General features: G+C 54.3%; 19 protein-coding genes. 11 read left to right on the top strand and 8 right to left on the bottom strand.

Annotated features, from left to right (window positions below):
- The first annotated feature begins 1 nt into the window (after position 1).
- Entirely contained in the window at positions 2-1390 is a 1389-nt protein-coding gene (gene phaZ, locus OU789_RS09510; protein WP_274655336.1) for a polyhydroxyalkanoate depolymerase, read from the top strand.
- Here phaZ and OU789_RS09515 read toward each other — a convergent pair.
- The 4 genes from OU789_RS09515 to OU789_RS09530 are packed head-to-tail and all read right to left on the bottom strand — an operon-like array spanning position 1348 to position 4147.
- Positions 1348-1983 carry a hypothetical protein gene (locus tag OU789_RS09515; RefSeq protein WP_274655338.1) on the bottom strand — a complete coding sequence of 212 codons (636 nt, stop codon included), beginning with the start codon at positions 1981-1983 and terminating at the stop codon, positions 1348-1350. The two genes, phaZ and OU789_RS09515, sit on opposite strands and share 43 nt — an antisense overlap.
- Complete coding sequence (locus OU789_RS09520) at positions 1983-2414, bottom strand: VOC family protein (protein ID WP_274655340.1); 432 nt, start codon at positions 2412-2414, stop codon at positions 1983-1985. The genes OU789_RS09515 and OU789_RS09520 overlap by 1 nt, the downstream gene beginning before the upstream one ends.
- A gap of 3 nt (positions 2415-2417) precedes the next feature.
- Positions 2418-3347 (bottom strand): alpha/beta hydrolase, encoded by a 930-nt coding sequence (locus tag OU789_RS09525; RefSeq protein ID WP_274655342.1) that lies wholly within the window; start codon positions 3345-3347, stop codon positions 2418-2420.
- A gap of 38 nt (positions 3348-3385) precedes the next feature.
- Positions 3386-4147, bottom strand: coding sequence for an alpha/beta fold hydrolase (locus OU789_RS09530; protein ID WP_274655344.1), 762 nt, complete (start codon positions 4145-4147; stop codon positions 3386-3388).
- A 197-nt stretch (positions 4148-4344) separates the two neighbouring features.
- On the opposite strand from OU789_RS09530, the gene thrS reads away from it, so the two are divergent.
- From thrS to OU789_RS09555, 5 genes are all read left to right on the top strand, one after another.
- Positions 4345-6297 carry a threonine--tRNA ligase gene (gene thrS / locus OU789_RS09535; protein ID WP_274655346.1) on the top strand — a complete coding sequence of 651 codons (1953 nt, stop codon included), beginning with the start codon at positions 4345-4347 and terminating at the stop codon, positions 6295-6297.
- A gap of 380 nt (positions 6298-6677) precedes the next feature.
- Positions 6678-6971, top strand: a complete 294-nt coding sequence (locus OU789_RS09540) for a BufA1 family periplasmic bufferin-type metallophore (RefSeq protein WP_263952650.1) — start codon at positions 6678-6680, stop codon at positions 6969-6971.
- Between the two features lie 96 nt (positions 6972-7067).
- Entirely contained in the window at positions 7068-7928 is an 861-nt protein-coding gene (bufB, locus tag OU789_RS09545) for an MNIO family bufferin maturase (RefSeq protein WP_274655349.1), read from the top strand.
- A complete protein-coding gene (locus OU789_RS09550; protein ID WP_274655350.1) occupies positions 7925-8692 on the top strand; it encodes an HvfC/BufC N-terminal domain-containing protein in 768 nt (255 codons plus the stop codon). The genes bufB and OU789_RS09550 overlap by 4 nt, the downstream gene beginning before the upstream one ends.
- Position 8693: 1 nt before the next feature.
- Entirely contained in the window at positions 8694-9248 is a 555-nt protein-coding gene (locus tag OU789_RS09555; RefSeq protein ID WP_274655351.1) for a DoxX family protein, read from the top strand.
- A 40-nt stretch (positions 9249-9288) separates the two neighbouring features.
- On the opposite strand, the gene OU789_RS09560 is transcribed toward OU789_RS09555, so the two are convergent.
- Positions 9289-9615, bottom strand: coding sequence for an ArsC/Spx/MgsR family protein (locus OU789_RS09560; RefSeq protein WP_274655352.1), 327 nt, complete (start codon positions 9613-9615; stop codon positions 9289-9291).
- Positions 9616-9835: 220 nt separating this feature from the next.
- Between OU789_RS09560 and OU789_RS09565 the strand changes: the two genes are divergently transcribed.
- From OU789_RS09565 to OU789_RS09575, 3 genes are all read left to right on the top strand, one after another.
- Positions 9836-10045, top strand: a complete 210-nt coding sequence (locus OU789_RS09565; protein ID WP_263952645.1) for a cold-shock protein — start codon at positions 9836-9838, stop codon at positions 10043-10045.
- Between the two features lie 253 nt (positions 10046-10298).
- Positions 10299-10508, top strand: coding sequence for a cold-shock protein (locus OU789_RS09570; protein WP_263952644.1), 210 nt, complete (start codon positions 10299-10301; stop codon positions 10506-10508).
- Positions 10509-10616: 108 nt separating this feature from the next.
- Entirely contained in the window at positions 10617-11246 is a 630-nt protein-coding gene (locus OU789_RS09575; protein WP_274655353.1) for a GDSL-type esterase/lipase family protein, read from the top strand.
- 17 nt (positions 11247-11263) lie between these two features.
- Here the strand turns inward: OU789_RS09575 and thyX are convergent, their stop codons facing one another.
- Positions 11264-12172 (bottom strand): FAD-dependent thymidylate synthase, encoded by a 909-nt coding sequence (gene thyX / locus OU789_RS09580; RefSeq protein WP_274655354.1) that lies wholly within the window; start codon positions 12170-12172, stop codon positions 11264-11266.
- Positions 12173-12369: 197 nt separating this feature from the next.
- Between thyX and OU789_RS09585 the strand changes: the two genes are divergently transcribed.
- A complete protein-coding gene (locus OU789_RS09585; protein ID WP_263952641.1) occupies positions 12370-12798 on the top strand; it encodes a VOC family protein in 429 nt (142 codons plus the stop codon).
- 50 nt (positions 12799-12848) lie between these two features.
- Here OU789_RS09585 and OU789_RS09590 read toward each other — a convergent pair whose 3' ends face one another.
- Entirely contained in the window at positions 12849-13346 is a 498-nt protein-coding gene (locus OU789_RS09590; protein ID WP_263952640.1) for a MarR family winged helix-turn-helix transcriptional regulator, read from the bottom strand.
- Between the two features lie 91 nt (positions 13347-13437).
- Positions 13438-13731, bottom strand: a complete 294-nt coding sequence (locus OU789_RS09595; RefSeq protein ID WP_274655355.1) for an FAD assembly factor SdhE — start codon at positions 13729-13731, stop codon at positions 13438-13440.
- 83 nt (positions 13732-13814) lie between these two features.
- On the opposite strand from OU789_RS09595, the gene OU789_RS09600 reads away from it, so the two are divergent.
- Positions 13815-15032, top strand: a complete 1218-nt coding sequence (locus tag OU789_RS09600) for a pyridoxal phosphate-dependent aminotransferase (protein WP_274655356.1) — start codon at positions 13815-13817, stop codon at positions 15030-15032.
- Positions 15033-15034 lie beyond the last annotated feature (2 nt).

Genomic DNA, 15034 nt, shown 5'->3' on the forward strand with positions numbered 1-15034 from the left:
CATGCGGTATATGGCCACTTACGACCTGATGGAGACGATGCGCAACACCAACCAATGGCTCGGCGCGTCTGCCAAGGCATTTGCTTCCTACCCTGGGTTAGCGCTATCGCCCAACCCGATGGTGCAATGGGTCGCCGCGTGGGGCGAAGTTACGGAACGCAGTTTCGCCCGCATGGTCGCCAAACCGGATTGGGGCATTCATTCGATCCCTTCTGACGATGGCCGCGACCATATCGTTTCGGTGGAGCCGGTTGTCGAGCGCCCGTTTGGCGATCTGATCCGCTTCCACGTTCAAGGCCGCCCAGAGAAAAAGCGCAAGGTCATGCTGGTTGCCCCGATGTCGGGCCACTATGCAACTTTGCTGCGCTCAACCGTGGCCTCGCTTCTGCCTGATGCAGAGGTTTACATCACCGATTGGCACAACGCGCGCGACATTCCGGTTTCCGCAGGCAAGTTCGACATTGAGGATTATACGCTCTATCTGGTCGATTTCATGCGCGAGCTCGGCCCAGACACCAACGTCATCGCCGTATGCCAACCCGCCCCGCTTGCTTTGGCCGCAACGGCCTATCTCGCCGCTGAGGACCCGAAGGCACAACCTCGCACACTTACGCTCATTGGCGGACCGATTGATCCGGACGCCGCCGCAACCGACGTCACCGATTTTGGCCGCCGTATTACAATGGGCCAACTTGAAGAGACCGCAATCCAACGCGTTGGCTTCAAATACAAAGGCGTCGGGCGCATGGTTTATCCCGGCCTACTGCAGCTTGCTTCCTTCATGTCGATGAACGGCGAGCGACACTCCAAAGCGTTTCAGGATCAAATCCTGCGCGTGACCAAAGGCGAAGCCGCAGACCATGATCCGCACAACCGCTTCTATGACGAGTACCTTGCCGTGATGGATATGACCGCTGAGTTTTATCTCTCAACGGTCGAGCGCATCTTCAAAGGTGGCGAAATCGCGCGGAATGCATTTGTTGTGAATGGCAAAAAGGTCGATATTTCGGCGATCACCTCGGTTGCAGTTAAAACCGTTGAGGGCTCCAAGGATGATATCTCTGCACCCGGCCAATGTGTGGCCGCGCTGGATTTGCTAACCGGACTGCCCGACAGTAAAAAAGCAAGCCATCTTGAGCAAGGCGCTGGCCACTACGGAATTTTCGCTGGGAAAAGCTGGCGTAACAATATCCGCCCCTTGGTGCTCGACTTCATTGACGCGAACGCAGAACAGCCAAAGAAAGCCGCGCCTGAGAAAGCCAAGAGCAACGTTACGCCGATCAAAGCAGAGCTCGCACGAGAGAAAAAGGCACCGGCAAAAACAAAGCCGAAAACAACAGCCAAATCTCAGGGTAAATCCAAACCTCGAAACACCGGAAAATCCGCGTAACGTTTTGCGCGGGTTTCGGTGGGCTCGGCTGGCTCCTCGCCTTGGCGTAGCAGCACAGAGTTTCCACCAATCCAACCACGAATTTCACGCTTGGGCCTCTCGCTCCAGTGCAAGTTAAACGCACACAGCTTTGGGAAAAACCGAAGCTCAGAGTAGGGTAAATGGTCGTGGATCCACCACGCGAGATCGTGCCAATGACTTCCCGCCTCGTACCTGTCGGCGAACCATGGGATGACAATGGTCGCGCACGCCCCAAGAGCGCCGCGCCCATCGCGAATATCCCAGATATGTCCGCCCCGATCCGCTTCGTTTGACGCGCAATTCAACCCGTTGCGATTACCAAATTCATTGAGCGCCGGCGCCCGATAGCCTGAACGAACAGCCACCGCACCGAAAGTTTCCTGAAGCGGATCAAGCAAGTTTTGGCACAGGTTTGATCCAGCCTCGATCGCCAGATCGGGATGGTCTGGAATGTTGGGAATGCCGTGGATAATCCCGATCTCTGACATCAGGAAATCACGCATATAAAAATATTTGGACAGCCGAACACGCCCGAGAGTTTCAAGCCCGCGCATGCTGGCCGGTTTGCGCATTACCCTGCCCCGTTCCACTGGAACGCGCCGTCTTTGCCAAGAGGCGAAAACGGGTTGTGGGCGACTTCCCAAATATGCCCGTCAGGATCGGCGAAATAGCCGTGATGACCACCCCAAAACACATCCTGCGCGGACTTAACAATACGCCCCCCGCTGGCCTTGGCCCGCTCAAGCAGCGGCGCAACCTCATCTTTTTCGCGCACGTTATAGCCGAGCGTAACACCTGAAAACCCGCCGATTTCATGGGCTTCCATCCCTAGGTCCTTGGCCAACATCTCTCGCGGATAAAGGCCGAGCGTCTGCCCGATCAGATCGAACGCAACCACGCCGTCCTCTGTTTCGACGCGCTGCCAGCCTATCCCTTCGTAGAAAGCCGCCGAAGTCGCCACGTCATTCACAGCAAGCGTAATCAAGCTAATGCGTTGATCCATAATTCACCTTTTCAAATCAAGAGTTTCCGCCCATTTCAAAATGGACTTAATGCAATGCTCAGTGTTTGACGGGCTCATAATATCGCCCGCAATGACATGGTTATCCGGATCATCAACGGTGCTGCCACTGATCCGTTCAACCGTCTTTTTGCCACCCCACAACCGCGCAACGCGCTCTGTTCGTTTGGGGCGAACAATCCGGTCGTCGGGCGAAAAATAGAATAGCGCAGGAATACGGATAGACGCAAAATCAAGCCTTAAAACACGGCGTACAAGCGCCAGCATCGGCAGGACCGCCACGCTGTCGTATTGCGCGGTCCAATAGGTTTCGTGACCCTCGTTAGCAGGGATGAAACCGGTTGTTTTCCCAAACAATCTCGGCCCCCAAACCCGCGACCACGGCCAAGTCAGCAGTGCGGCAACGGGGTGTTTCACTCCGAAGTTCGGCGCCACAAATGCCATTCCTGCAACCTGCTCTGACATCTCTGTATCCGCCGCAGCAACGGCCGAAAGCGTGCCGCCTGTCGATACCGAAATGACCAGCACCCGCTCTCCAATGGCCCGCCCGATCGCCATCGCCTCGGCTGTATCGTGAACCCAATCTCGAGCCGCAGCAGTACTCATCGCGGAGCCGCCCTGTCCATGACCTTTGAGCCGCGTGAAATATAGGTTCGCACCCAGTTCCTCCGCGACTCTATCAGGGACCGGACGGATCTCTTCTGATGTCGCCGAGAACCCGTGAATATAGACCACGGAAATTGGTGTTTTGGTCTCTGCCTCGCCAGCCCAGACAACGCGTTTTCGAATGCCGTCCAACACTCCATCAACCGCGCCTTCAGTGCGGGCGAGATACGGCTCAACACCATTGTGAAGCTCGGTTTCGTCGAAGGAAACCGCAAGGTCAACGGGTTCAAAAGCTGGAGTTTTGCTCAATCAACACTCTCCTCTGCTCTCAAACGGACTTGCAAATTTTAAACATTTTTCGCTCGAGCGAGCACTTTTTCAACGGTTTTGCTTATCAAATTCAAACATTCCGGTGTTGAAAATCTGTGATCCGCCCCCTTAACCAATGTCAGGCGCATGTCATCCCCCTCGGCGTGCTCCAACAATTGCACAGCCGTCGCGACGGAGACATCCTCATCGGCGGTCCCTTGTAAAAACCGAACCGGAAACGGCAAGGAAAGTGGAGAGCGCAGCACGAGCTGATCGCGCCCTTCTGTGATCAGTTTTTCAGTGATAATATAAGGGCCATCATCATAGTCACTTGGCAAGGCAACCTGCCCGTCACGCGCCAGCTCTTCTTTCTGCGCATCAGTGAAACCACTCCAAAAGCCGTTCTCGGTGAAATCAGGAGCCGCCGCGATCCCGACCAAGCCCGCGAGCTTTTCTGGCATGTTTCGCGCGACGAGCAGCGATATCCAGCCCCCCATCGACGAGCCCACCAAAACTTGCGGCCCTTCGGTCAGTTCTGCAATCGCTTCCATTGCATCGGCAGCCCACTCGCCAATCGCGCCCTCGGTAAATTCACCAGAGCTTTCACCATGACCCGAATAATCAAACCTAAGAAACGCGCGCCCGTTCGTCTTGGCCCATTCCTCAAGGTAGACGGCTTTGGTCCCCTGCATGTCAGACTTGAAGCCGCCAAGAAACACGACCCCGGGCCCCTCGCCCTCTGTTTTGTGATATGCAATGCTTCGGCCAGCTGAGGTCTTCAAGAAATTCGGTGCGCTCATGGTATCCTCTGGGTGGTTGTTTCTTGTGATGGTGGCCACTTCCCCTGCCCGTTTCAAGCGCAACCTTGCGCCGGTCTTGCGAATTTCCATGAACCCGCCCGCTGGCCGTTGACTTTGCCTTCTGCGCGCGGCAAAAGGCGCCAAACCAAACCCGCAACCGGGCGTTTCGTAGGCGCCAAACTGACGAGGAGGCTCTCATGGCCCAGATCGCACTCACCCTTCCCGATGGCAATATCCGTGAATACGACGCAGGCGTAACCCCTGCTGAAGTTGCTGCGAGCATCTCTAATTCGCTTGCTAAAAAGGCAATTTCCGCAACCGTTAACGGCGCACATTGGGATCTTCAGTGGCCAATCACCGAAGACTCGTCCATCGCGCTCCATACGATGAAAGACGCAGATCAGGCGCTCGAGCTTATCCGCCACGATTGCGCGCATATCATGGCCAGCGCCGTGCAGGAGATTTGGCCTGACGTAAAAGTCACAATCGGCCCCGTGATCAAAAACGGCTGGTATTACGACTTTGACCGCAAAGAACCTTTCACTCCCGAAGACCTAGAGGTCATCGAGAAGAAGATGAAAGAGATCATCAACAAGCGCGAGCCCGTGACCACCGAAATCTGGGAACGTGACCGCGCGGTGGCGTTCTATGAGGCCAACAATGAGCCCTATAAAGTCGAGCTCATCGAATCCATTCCAGGTGACGAGCCGCTGCGTATGTATTGGCACGGCGACTGGCAAGATTTGTGCCGTGGACCGCATTTGCAGCACACCGGCCAAGTTCCGGGCGATGCATTCAAGCTGATGTCAATTGCGGGTGCCTATTGGCGCGGCGACAGTGACCGCGCGATGCTCCAGCGGATTTACGGTGTGGCCTTCCAAAACAAAGACGGCCTAAAGAAGCACCTCCACATGCTCGAAGAAGCCGCCAAACGCGACCACCGCAAACTTGGCCGCGAGATGGACCTTTTCCACATGCAGGAAGAAGCCCCCGGACAGATCTTCTGGCATCCAAACGGCTGGACAATTTACACCCAGCTTCAAGATTACATGCGTCGCCAGCAAAAGCGCGGCGGCTATGTTGAAGTGAACACGCCGCAGGTTGTCGACCGCAAGCTCTGGGAAGCATCCGGCCACTGGGAAAAATATCAAGAAAACATGTTCATCGTCGAAGTTGACGAAGAGCACGCTCGGGAAAAGGCCGTTAACGCGCTAAAGCCTATGAACTGCCCCTGCCATGTTGAGATTTTCAAGCAGGGCCTGAAATCCTATCGCGATTTGCCGCTGCGCATGGCGGAGTTCGGTTCGTGCAACCGGTATGAGCCCTCTGGAGCCCTGCATGGCATCATGCGGGTTCGCGGGTTTACGCAGGACGACGCGCATATCTTCTGCACCGAGAACCAAATCGAAGCCGAAACCAAGCGCTTCCTGACCTTCTTGGCCAATATCTATCGCGATCTCGGGTTCGAAAGTTTCAAGGTTAAATTCTCGGACCGCCCTGAAACCCGCGCTGGAACAGATTCACAGTGGGACAAGGCCGACCGCTTGCTTAAAGAAGCCTGTGACGCGGCGGGCTGTGAATATGACCTCAACCCTGGTGAAGGCGCATTCTATGGCCCGAAACTGGAGTTTGTGCTGACAGACGCAATCGGACGCGATTGGCAGTGCGGAACCCTGCAGGTTGATTTCATCATCCCCGAACGCCTTGGTGCAACCTACATTGGCGAAGATGGCGAAAAGCACACACCCGTCATGCTGCACCGCGCAACTTTGGGCAGCTTCGAACGGTTCATCGGCATTCTGATCGAAGAGCACGCCGGTAAGCTGCCGTTCTGGCTCGCGCCGCGTCAGGTTGTGGTGGCATCGATTGTTTCGGACGCCAATGATTTCGTCGACGAAGTTGTCGCCGACCTACGCCGTCTGGGTGTGCGCGCCGAAGCTGATATCCGCAACGAAAAGATCAACTATAAGGTTCGTGAACATAGCCTTGGTAAAGTTCCGGTCATCCTTGCGGTTGGCATGAAGGAAGTTGAAGACCGGACCGTCACCCTCCGACGTCTTGGAGAGAAGCGGACAACTGTTGTGCCATTTGACGAGATCAAAGAAGAACTCGCGCTCGACGCAACGCCACCAGACTTGCGCGACTCCTGAATTCCGCAGAAATCTTTAAATGGGGCGTGCAATTGATTGCGCGCCCCTTTTCATTTTTGAAATAATTGCAAAAAACTTGCGACGGAATTTGTGAACTGTTGCGTTTAATTGTTACAATCTGTGTGCAGAATGCATTTGGAACAGTAACAATTCAAACCGCCCCAAGCCGCGGCCACGCGCCAGAAACGTTGTTTTTAATAGCATTTCTGGCGGAATCCTTCTCGATCGCGCCTGACACATTCTCTAACAAACGATCCCTTTTCCTAACGCGCCCGTGATTAACGCCGATGTGAGTGGCCTGTTAACGCCCCCCTCGCCTAGAGTTTGGACATCGCGCTTTTGGCGTGACAGTCTTTTATTGAAAAAAAGGAAATATCCCGATGTCCAACACTGTGAAAAATCTTGCCGTTGCTGGTGCTGTCGCTGCTGCTCTTGCGGCCCACACAACTGGCCCCGCCGCCGCGGATGGCGAAAAAGAAAAATGCTTCGGTGTCTCCCTCGCAGGTGAGAACGACTGTGCCGCTGGCCCAGGCACAACATGTGCAGGCACATCCACTGTCGATTACCAAGGTAACGCATGGAAACTCGTTGCTGCTGGTACATGCACAACCATGGAAGTAGAAGGCGGCCGCATGGGCTCGCTCGAAGCGCTTGATCGCGACCTTCCTGCATAAGACAACCGCGCCTCGCTTGCACACAGGGCGAGGCGCAACTTCTTGATTTCTCCGTCAAAAAACTGACAAACCCTAATAAATACTCAGGAGATAACCATGCTAGATGTTTCCCCGCACCGTTTTGACCGCCTGCCCGACAGCGCTGGTGTTGGGTATAAACCGCAGCATTTCTCCGAAATTATGAATGACGCGAGCCCTGTTGAGTGGCTCGAAATTCATGCCGAAAACTACATGGGAGATGGCGGGCGCCCAATCGCGCAACTCCGTGCCCTCTCCGAACGCTTTCCGATTTCAGTTCACGGCGTGGGCCTTTCTATTGGCGGCGAAGGGCCGCTTGATCGCGACCATCTTGACCGTTTGAAACACCTGATCGACTGGTTACAGCCCGCAAGTTTCTCCGAGCATCTTGCATGGTCTACCCACGATATGGGGTTCATGAACGATCTGCTGCCTCTGCCCTATACCGAAGAAACCCTTGCCCGAATTTGCGAACATATTGACCATGTTCAGGAGCATGTTGGCCGTCGGATGCTGCTCGAAAACCCGTCCGCCTATCTCAATTTCGCCGAAACCCAAATTCCGGAAACAGAATTTCTGCGCGAGACAGCGGCCAGAACAGGGTGCGGCCTCCTTTTTGACGTGAACAACGTCTTCATCTCCGCCACCAACCAAAAAACCGATCCCTATAGTTACATCGACGCTTTCCCGCTTGATCTTGTTTCGGAGATTCATCTTGCCGGTCACGAAGAAGACACAGATGAAAACGGTGACCCGCTCCTGATCGACAGTCACGGCACCCCCGTTGCAGAGCCCGTTTGGGAAATGTACCGCTATACAATCAAACGAGGCGGCGCAAAGCCGAGCCTGATCGAATGGGACAATGACGTTCCGGAATGGCAAACGCTCGCAAGCGAAGCGGCGCGCGCCACGCAGGTTTTGCAAACGGCAACCGTATGACTGAGGCTGTCACACAATCCGAGTTTATCGCCGCGCTGCTTGATCCGGATCGCGCGACCCCGTCGGGCCTCGTTGATCCGCACAACAATGTGGCCGACAAACGCTTTGCGGTATATCGCAACAACGTCGCCGTTTCCCTAACCGAAGCGTTGATCGTCGCCTATCCGGTTATCCACAAGCTGCTTGGCGACGAGTTCTTCAAGGCGCTTGCCGGAGTTCACCTGCGGCAGTTCCCGCCGCGATCACCATTGATGATGCACTATGGCGAGGATATGCCTGCTTTCCTTGAGGGGTTTGAACCTGTGGCGGCCTATCCGTATCTGGCCGATGTGGCCCGCCTCGAACTGGTAATCCGCAGAAGCTACCACGCGGCGGATACCACGCCGATTTCACCGGAAGACTTGCAAAACTTGCCGCCGGATATGTTGATGCAAAGCCGTCTGACCTTGGCACCATCTCTAAAGGTCATGACGTCAAACTGGCCGATCCATGCGATTTACGTGGCCAACACAACAGATACACAGCCAACCAACCTTTCAGGCGCGCAAAATGTCCTAATCATTCGGCCGGAGTTTGATCCAGAAGTCCACCGGATCACCGACGCCGAAGCCGCATTCCTAACAGCGCTTAGCGAAGACAAGACATTTGCAACCGCGCTCGAAGCCGCCGCCAACCTCGACGCGGGCTTTGATCTCTCGCGCACGCTCGGCCTTCTCCTCGCAGGGGCCGCAATAACCAAAATCTCATCGCCAAAGGAGACCTAACATGACCATGATCGTTAACCTCTATAACGGCGTATTTTCATTCATTGAGCGGCTCGCGGGCGATTGGCTTTTGCCGACTCTCGCCCGTTTCACCTTCGCCGCAACCCTGCTTTTTTACTTTTGGGGATCGGCCATGACCAAGCTAGGTGATGGATTTTTAGGCTTTTTATCGCCCTCAACGGGGGCATATGCTCAAATTTTTCCCAAAACCTTTGAGGCCGTAAATTACGACACATCACAGCTTGGCGTATTCCATTGGCTCGTGGTCATGGCGGGCATGTACGCAGAGTTCATCCTTCCTGCACTCATCCTGTTGGGATTGTTTACGCGCTTGGCAGCCGTTGGGATGATCGGCTTTGTGATTGTACAGAGTCTCACCGATATTTACGGCCACGGCGCAACCGAATACGGCGCATGGTTTGACCGCGCCAGCGATGGCGTCATCATGGATCAACGCCTGTTCTGGATCACGACTCTCGTCATTCTTGTTTTGAAAGGCGCAGGGCCAATTTCGCTAGATCGCTTGCTGGCAAACAAAACCGGCATTGCGCGATAGATGAGAAAAATTTTATATTTTTCAAACAACTAGCTGAAATTCACCTGATCAAAGCTGCCTTAACGTCAGCACCATATCCAAGATAAAGCGCCCCATCGTGTTCAATCACGGGGCGCTTCATCAATGTTGGGTGCGCGACCAAGAGATCAATCGCATCGCCAGCACGCTCGGCGTCATCCAGCGCTCGCCATGTGGTTGAGCGGCGATTTACCAAAGCATCACCAAACGCCTCGAAAAACCGCTCAAGATCGCCGCGCTCAACGCCGTCCGAACGCACATCAACACGCTCAAGATCATAGCCTGCGGCCTCCAATTCCTTCGCCGCCCGGCGGCATGTATCGCAGTTTTTCAGACCCCAAAATCGCATGTCATTCCCCTGTTACACCTCGCTTCTATACCCCTGCCACAACCGGAAGTAAGGATTTTTTCTTGCCTTTTTGTCATTTACCGCTAACGATTTATGCGTGTTCACAGATCTCAAGACGTCCGCTCCTTGCTTTCGGGGCAGCCGGAACAGTTAAAGACCTGGCTGCACGGCCCGCCGCAATTCCGCGATTGGGTAAGATAACTAACAGGGAGTAAAACGGATGGCCACTGGCACCGTCAAATGGTTTAACACAACTAAAGGTTATGGCTTTATTGCGCCTGATGCAGGCGGATCTGATGTATTTGTCCACATTTCCGCAGTAGAACAAGCCGGCATGACCGGTCTCGCCGACAACCAGAAAATCGAATATGAACTCGTTGCTGGACGCGACGGACGCGAGTCCGCTGGCAACCTCAAGGCGGTCGGATAATCCGCCGCGTTTATTTGAAACGGCCTGAGCTTTCGGGCCGTTTTTGCGTATCTGGGGAATATTGTGCCCCAGCGTTTTTCTGCCTGATGCAAAGGAAATACTTGCTAAGACAGTAAAAACACCTCATACGGCTTTTGTGACGACAGACTTTATCTACCCGCCTTCTCTAAACAAGCAGCCGGAACGATTACTAAACAAGGGCTGATCACCAAGCTGCCACATACTGTGGGCGGCAAGACAAAGGAGAAACGGGATGGCTACTGGCACCGTAAAATGGTTTAACACTACTAAAGGCTTCGGCTTTATCGCACCTGACGCAGGCGGCTCTGATGTATTTGTACACATCTCTGCTGTTGAGCGCGCTGGTCTGACTGGCCTCGCCGACAACCAAAAGATCGAGTACGAACTGCAAGAAGGTCGCGACGGTCGCGCCTCTGCTGGTGACCTCGCATTGGTTGACTAAGCAAGTTTTCGCGCCTTTCTTAGGCCGGACGATGAACACCTCGCAGTTTTCTGCGGGGTGTTTTTGTATGTAAACTATGATCTTATAGCGCGAAAACATGGGGGACGCATGACTCGACTACTGACATTCGGCGACAGCAACACACACGGAACCCTGCCGAAGTTTGCCGACGACATCTATGAACGCCTCGCTCCTGAAGAGCGTTGGACCGGTATCGTTCAGGCTGAACTGGGGTGTGATCTGATTGAAGAAGGATTGCCCGGCCGAACGGCTGCAACCCCCGATCCAGACATGGGCGCGCATATGGATGGCCGACTCGGGCTTGCGATTGCGCTTCATAGCCACGGTCCACTTGATGTCATGACGCTGATGCTTGGTACAAACGATGTAAAAACCGCGCTTGGACTAGACGCAAAGACAGTGGCAAGCCATATCGAAGGTCTTGTCGATTACGCGCTAAGCGAAGACATTCAGAAACGGCACAGCGGGTTTAAGATTTTGCTGATTGCGCCGCCCCCTGTGCGCGAGACCGGATTCCTTAAGGAAAAATTCAGGGATGCCGAGCCAAAATCCCGTGCGCTGACGCCACTTTTGCAAGATCTTGCCTCGACCAAGGGCATTGAATTCCTTGATGGAGGAAAGTTTGTAGACGTCAGCCCCATAGATGGCGTCCACTATGGCGCAGAAATGCACACCCGCCTCGGCCTCGCCGTTGCTGCAAAACTGGCCACCATGTGATCGCGGCCAGTTCGCTTTTATCCCTCTAGAATGTCAACGAGCTCGCGCCATTCGCGCGCGCTCATACCAGAATTTTCCTGCGTCACAGTTTCGCCAGCCAGCTTGCGGCGCACAATATCGAGCGCTTGCGCGCTCAGGTTCGCGCCGCCCATGCGGTAGTCTTCGAACGCGCCATACGCAGCTGGCACCCAGTCCTTAACGACATTGGCAATTGCATCCGCGTAGACACGGATCTCATATTGCGCATGGCTATCTGCCCGAAGTCGCAGGAAGTGGAACAGATTGTGGAGATCAACCTTCCAATACCATTGCGTGTAAATGTTGCTCGGCAGGTTCATCCGCGCCAATTCACGCGCCAATCCTTGTTGGCCTTCGTCCGACATCATGGATTCATAATGGTCATATGCACGGTTTGCATCGGACTTCAGAATATCCAGCACACGCGCTGCCTCTTCGCCTGAAAGAGTTTCACCACGGCCCTGATTGTTGATCGTGGATTGTGCCGCGAGGTTCTCTGGAGCGGGGATGTAAAACTCACGATCAAGGATCGAGTACCGTGCGGAATATTCATTGACGTTGGCCGTCCGGTGACGGATCCACTGGCGCGCGACGAAGACCGGAAGCTTAACATGCAGCTTAACTTCGCACATCTCGAACGGCGTGCTGTGCCAATGGCGCATCAAATAGCGGATCAGGCCCGCGTCGTTTTGTACAGATTTCGTGCCTTTGCCATAAGAAACACGCGCGGCCTGACAGATCGCGGCATCGTCGCCCATGTAATCCACAACCCGAACGAACCCATGATCCAGAACTTCCTGAGCCGTATAGAGGTGTTTCTCCATGCCCGGGGCAACTGCGCGAAGCGTCGGCTGTGGATTGCCGCGAAGGGCCTCGATTTCGGCAAGTTGTTCTTGGCTTAGCGGCATGTTCGATCCTCTTGGTCATGGCAATGTCGGTTTTGCGGCAATCTAACCGTGCGCTTTGCACCGACTCGCCGCCCACTATATCTGCGATGACGGTCGAAAATAAACGCTAAATACGGTATCACGACGAATTTTAAGGCCAAGGTCTTGCGCTCACTCACTTAGCTGGCATTGTGGGGCCAAAATAGGAGGACCCTGCGATGGGATTGAAGTATCTACACACAATGGTTCGGGTGAAAGACCTCGAAAAATCGATGGCATTCTACGAGTTGCTCGGGTTGAAGGAAACCAAACGCCATGACAGCGAAGGCGGGAGATTCTCGCTGATCTTTATGGCACCCGAGGGTCAGGAAGAAGCGCCTATCGAGCTTACTTACAACTGGGACGGCGATGATGAACTGCCAAGCGACAGCCGTCACTTCGGTCATCTCGCCTATGAAGTCGATGACATTTACGCGCTATGTCAAAAGCTTCAGGATGCTGGCGTCACAATCAATCGTCCGCCGCGTGATGGCCATATGGCCTTCGTCCGTTCGCCCGACAACATCTCGATCGAGTTGCTGCAAAAGGGTGAATCACTTGCCCCTGCAGAGCCTTGGGCCAGCATGGAAAACACGGGCCACTGGTAGGGCCTTGAACTGGCTCCGCAGAGAGTGGGGCCAGTTCGTGAACTCACAGCCTAGTAAATATATCGGATTTGATCCGTCCAATACCGCTCGACCCGACGAAGCGATGTATTGATCTCATCCATTCCATCAGGCCCCAAGACGCCCTTCGATTCCAAGCCATCGGCGTGGCGCAGGAAGAGTTCATTCACCACGTCGCGGATATTGCGGCCCTTTTCGGTTAGACGAACGCGCACAGAGCGCCGATCCACCTCACAGCGTTGATGGTGCATATAGCCCATCTCGACGAGTTTCTTAAGGTTATAGGAAACGTTCGATCCCTGATAATAGCCGCGAGACTTCAACTCGCCCGCGGTTACTTCGTTCTCGCCGATATTGAACAGCAAAAGCGCCTGCACCGCATTGATTTCGAGGACGCCTACACGCTCGAACTCATCCTTAATTACATCCAGAAGCAAACGATGAAGTCGCTCCACGAGTGCGAGCCCCTCCAGATAGCTGGTCATAAAACCTTGCGCAGCAGGAAGGGCCAGATTTGAATGTATACTCATTAATTTCTCCGCATGTAGCCGTCGGAAACGACATTCGCGGGAAATCCCAAACATTCGGTTAAACCCAAGACATCTAGCAATAAATTTTCAGCTATTTTGACAGTTTATGCTTGTAAATTACTGAAATAATTTGGTTATATTTTTCAGGCGCATCAACAGATCCATTCACCCAAGTATAGAGCTCCTGATCATTTTCCCACAAAAGTGCATCGTAAAGATCAAGTTCGGTGTCACTCATGCTGTCGATTTCGGTGTCTGAGAACGGGCCGAGAATCATGTCCATTTCCTTGGTGCCACGCCGCCAGCTGCGCATTTTCAGGCGCTTGATCCGGTTTTCTCGGGTTTCATCGGGCGCCGGCATTAGGCTCTCTTTGGGGATATCCATTGGCGTTTGACTCCTTAACGACTTGATGCAGGGGCCATTGCGGCCTATGAGATGGTTCCGGCAGATACAAACCGGAGCCTCCCATGTCTAGCACATCCCCTGACTTTCTTTCCAAGACCTTATCGCGCGTCAAACCGTCGCCAACGATTGCGGTATCCAACCTTGCCGCTGATCTCAAGGTCGCAGGCAAAGACGTGATTGGCCTCGGCGCGGGGGAACCGGATTTCGACACGCCCGAAAACATCAAGAAAGCCGGCATCGCCGCGATCAACGCGGGCAAAACGAAGTACACATCGGTTGATGGTATTATCGAGCTAAAACAGGCGATCTGCGCCAAGCTTGAACGCGACAACGCACTTTTCTATGCGCCGGATCAGGTCACTGTCGGCACCGGCGGAAAACAAATCCTTTATAACGCCCTCATGGCCACGCTGAACTCAGGCGATGAAGTGATTATCCCCGCGCCTTATTGGGTGTCTTATCCCGATATGGTTTTGCTTGCCGGCGGAACGCCCGTTCCCGTGGCCGCAGGGATCGAAACTGGCTTCAAAATGACGCCGGAGCAGCTTGAAGCTGCGATCACGCCCAAAACCAAATGGCTGATCTTCAACTCGCCAAGCAACCCGACTGGTGCGGGTTATTCCGCAAGCGAACTCAAAGGCTTGACGGATGTACTTCTACGTCACCCGCATGTTTGGGTGATGACAGATGACATGTATGAACACCTCGTTTTTGACGACTTCAAATTTGCTACCCCTGCCGAGGTTGAGCCTGCGCTTTACGAACGCACGCTTACCTGTAACGGCGTTTCCAAAGCCTATGCGATGACAGGCTGGCGGATTGGCTATGCGGCTGGTCCAAAACCTTTGATCGCCGCCATGCGCAAAATCCAGAGCCAAAGCACCTCGAATCCCTGTTCGGTTTCGCAATGGGCTGCGGTTGAGGCGCTCAATGGGCCGCAGGAGTTTCTTGCCAGCAACAACGAGATTTTCGTGCGCCGCCGAAACCTTGTTGTTGAGATGCTCAACGCCGCCGAAGGCATCACGTGCCCCAAACCGGAGGGCGCTTTCTACGTGTACCCAGACATCTCCGGCTGCCTCGGCAAAACGACACCAGCAGGCACGAAGATCGAAAATGACGAGCAATTCGCAACCGCGCTGCTTGAAGAAACTGGTGTTGCGGTCGTATTTGGCGCGGCCTTCGGCCTTTCGCCAAACTTCCGTGTCAGCTACGCTACCTCGGACGATAATCTCAAAGAGGCCTGCACGCGTATCCAGAATTTCTGCGCGGCACTTTCATAAGG

It is taken from the genome of Halocynthiibacter sp. C4 (assembly GCF_028823805.1).
Classification (GTDB): Bacteria; Pseudomonadota; Alphaproteobacteria; order Rhodobacterales; family Rhodobacteraceae; genus Falsihalocynthiibacter; species Falsihalocynthiibacter halioticoli.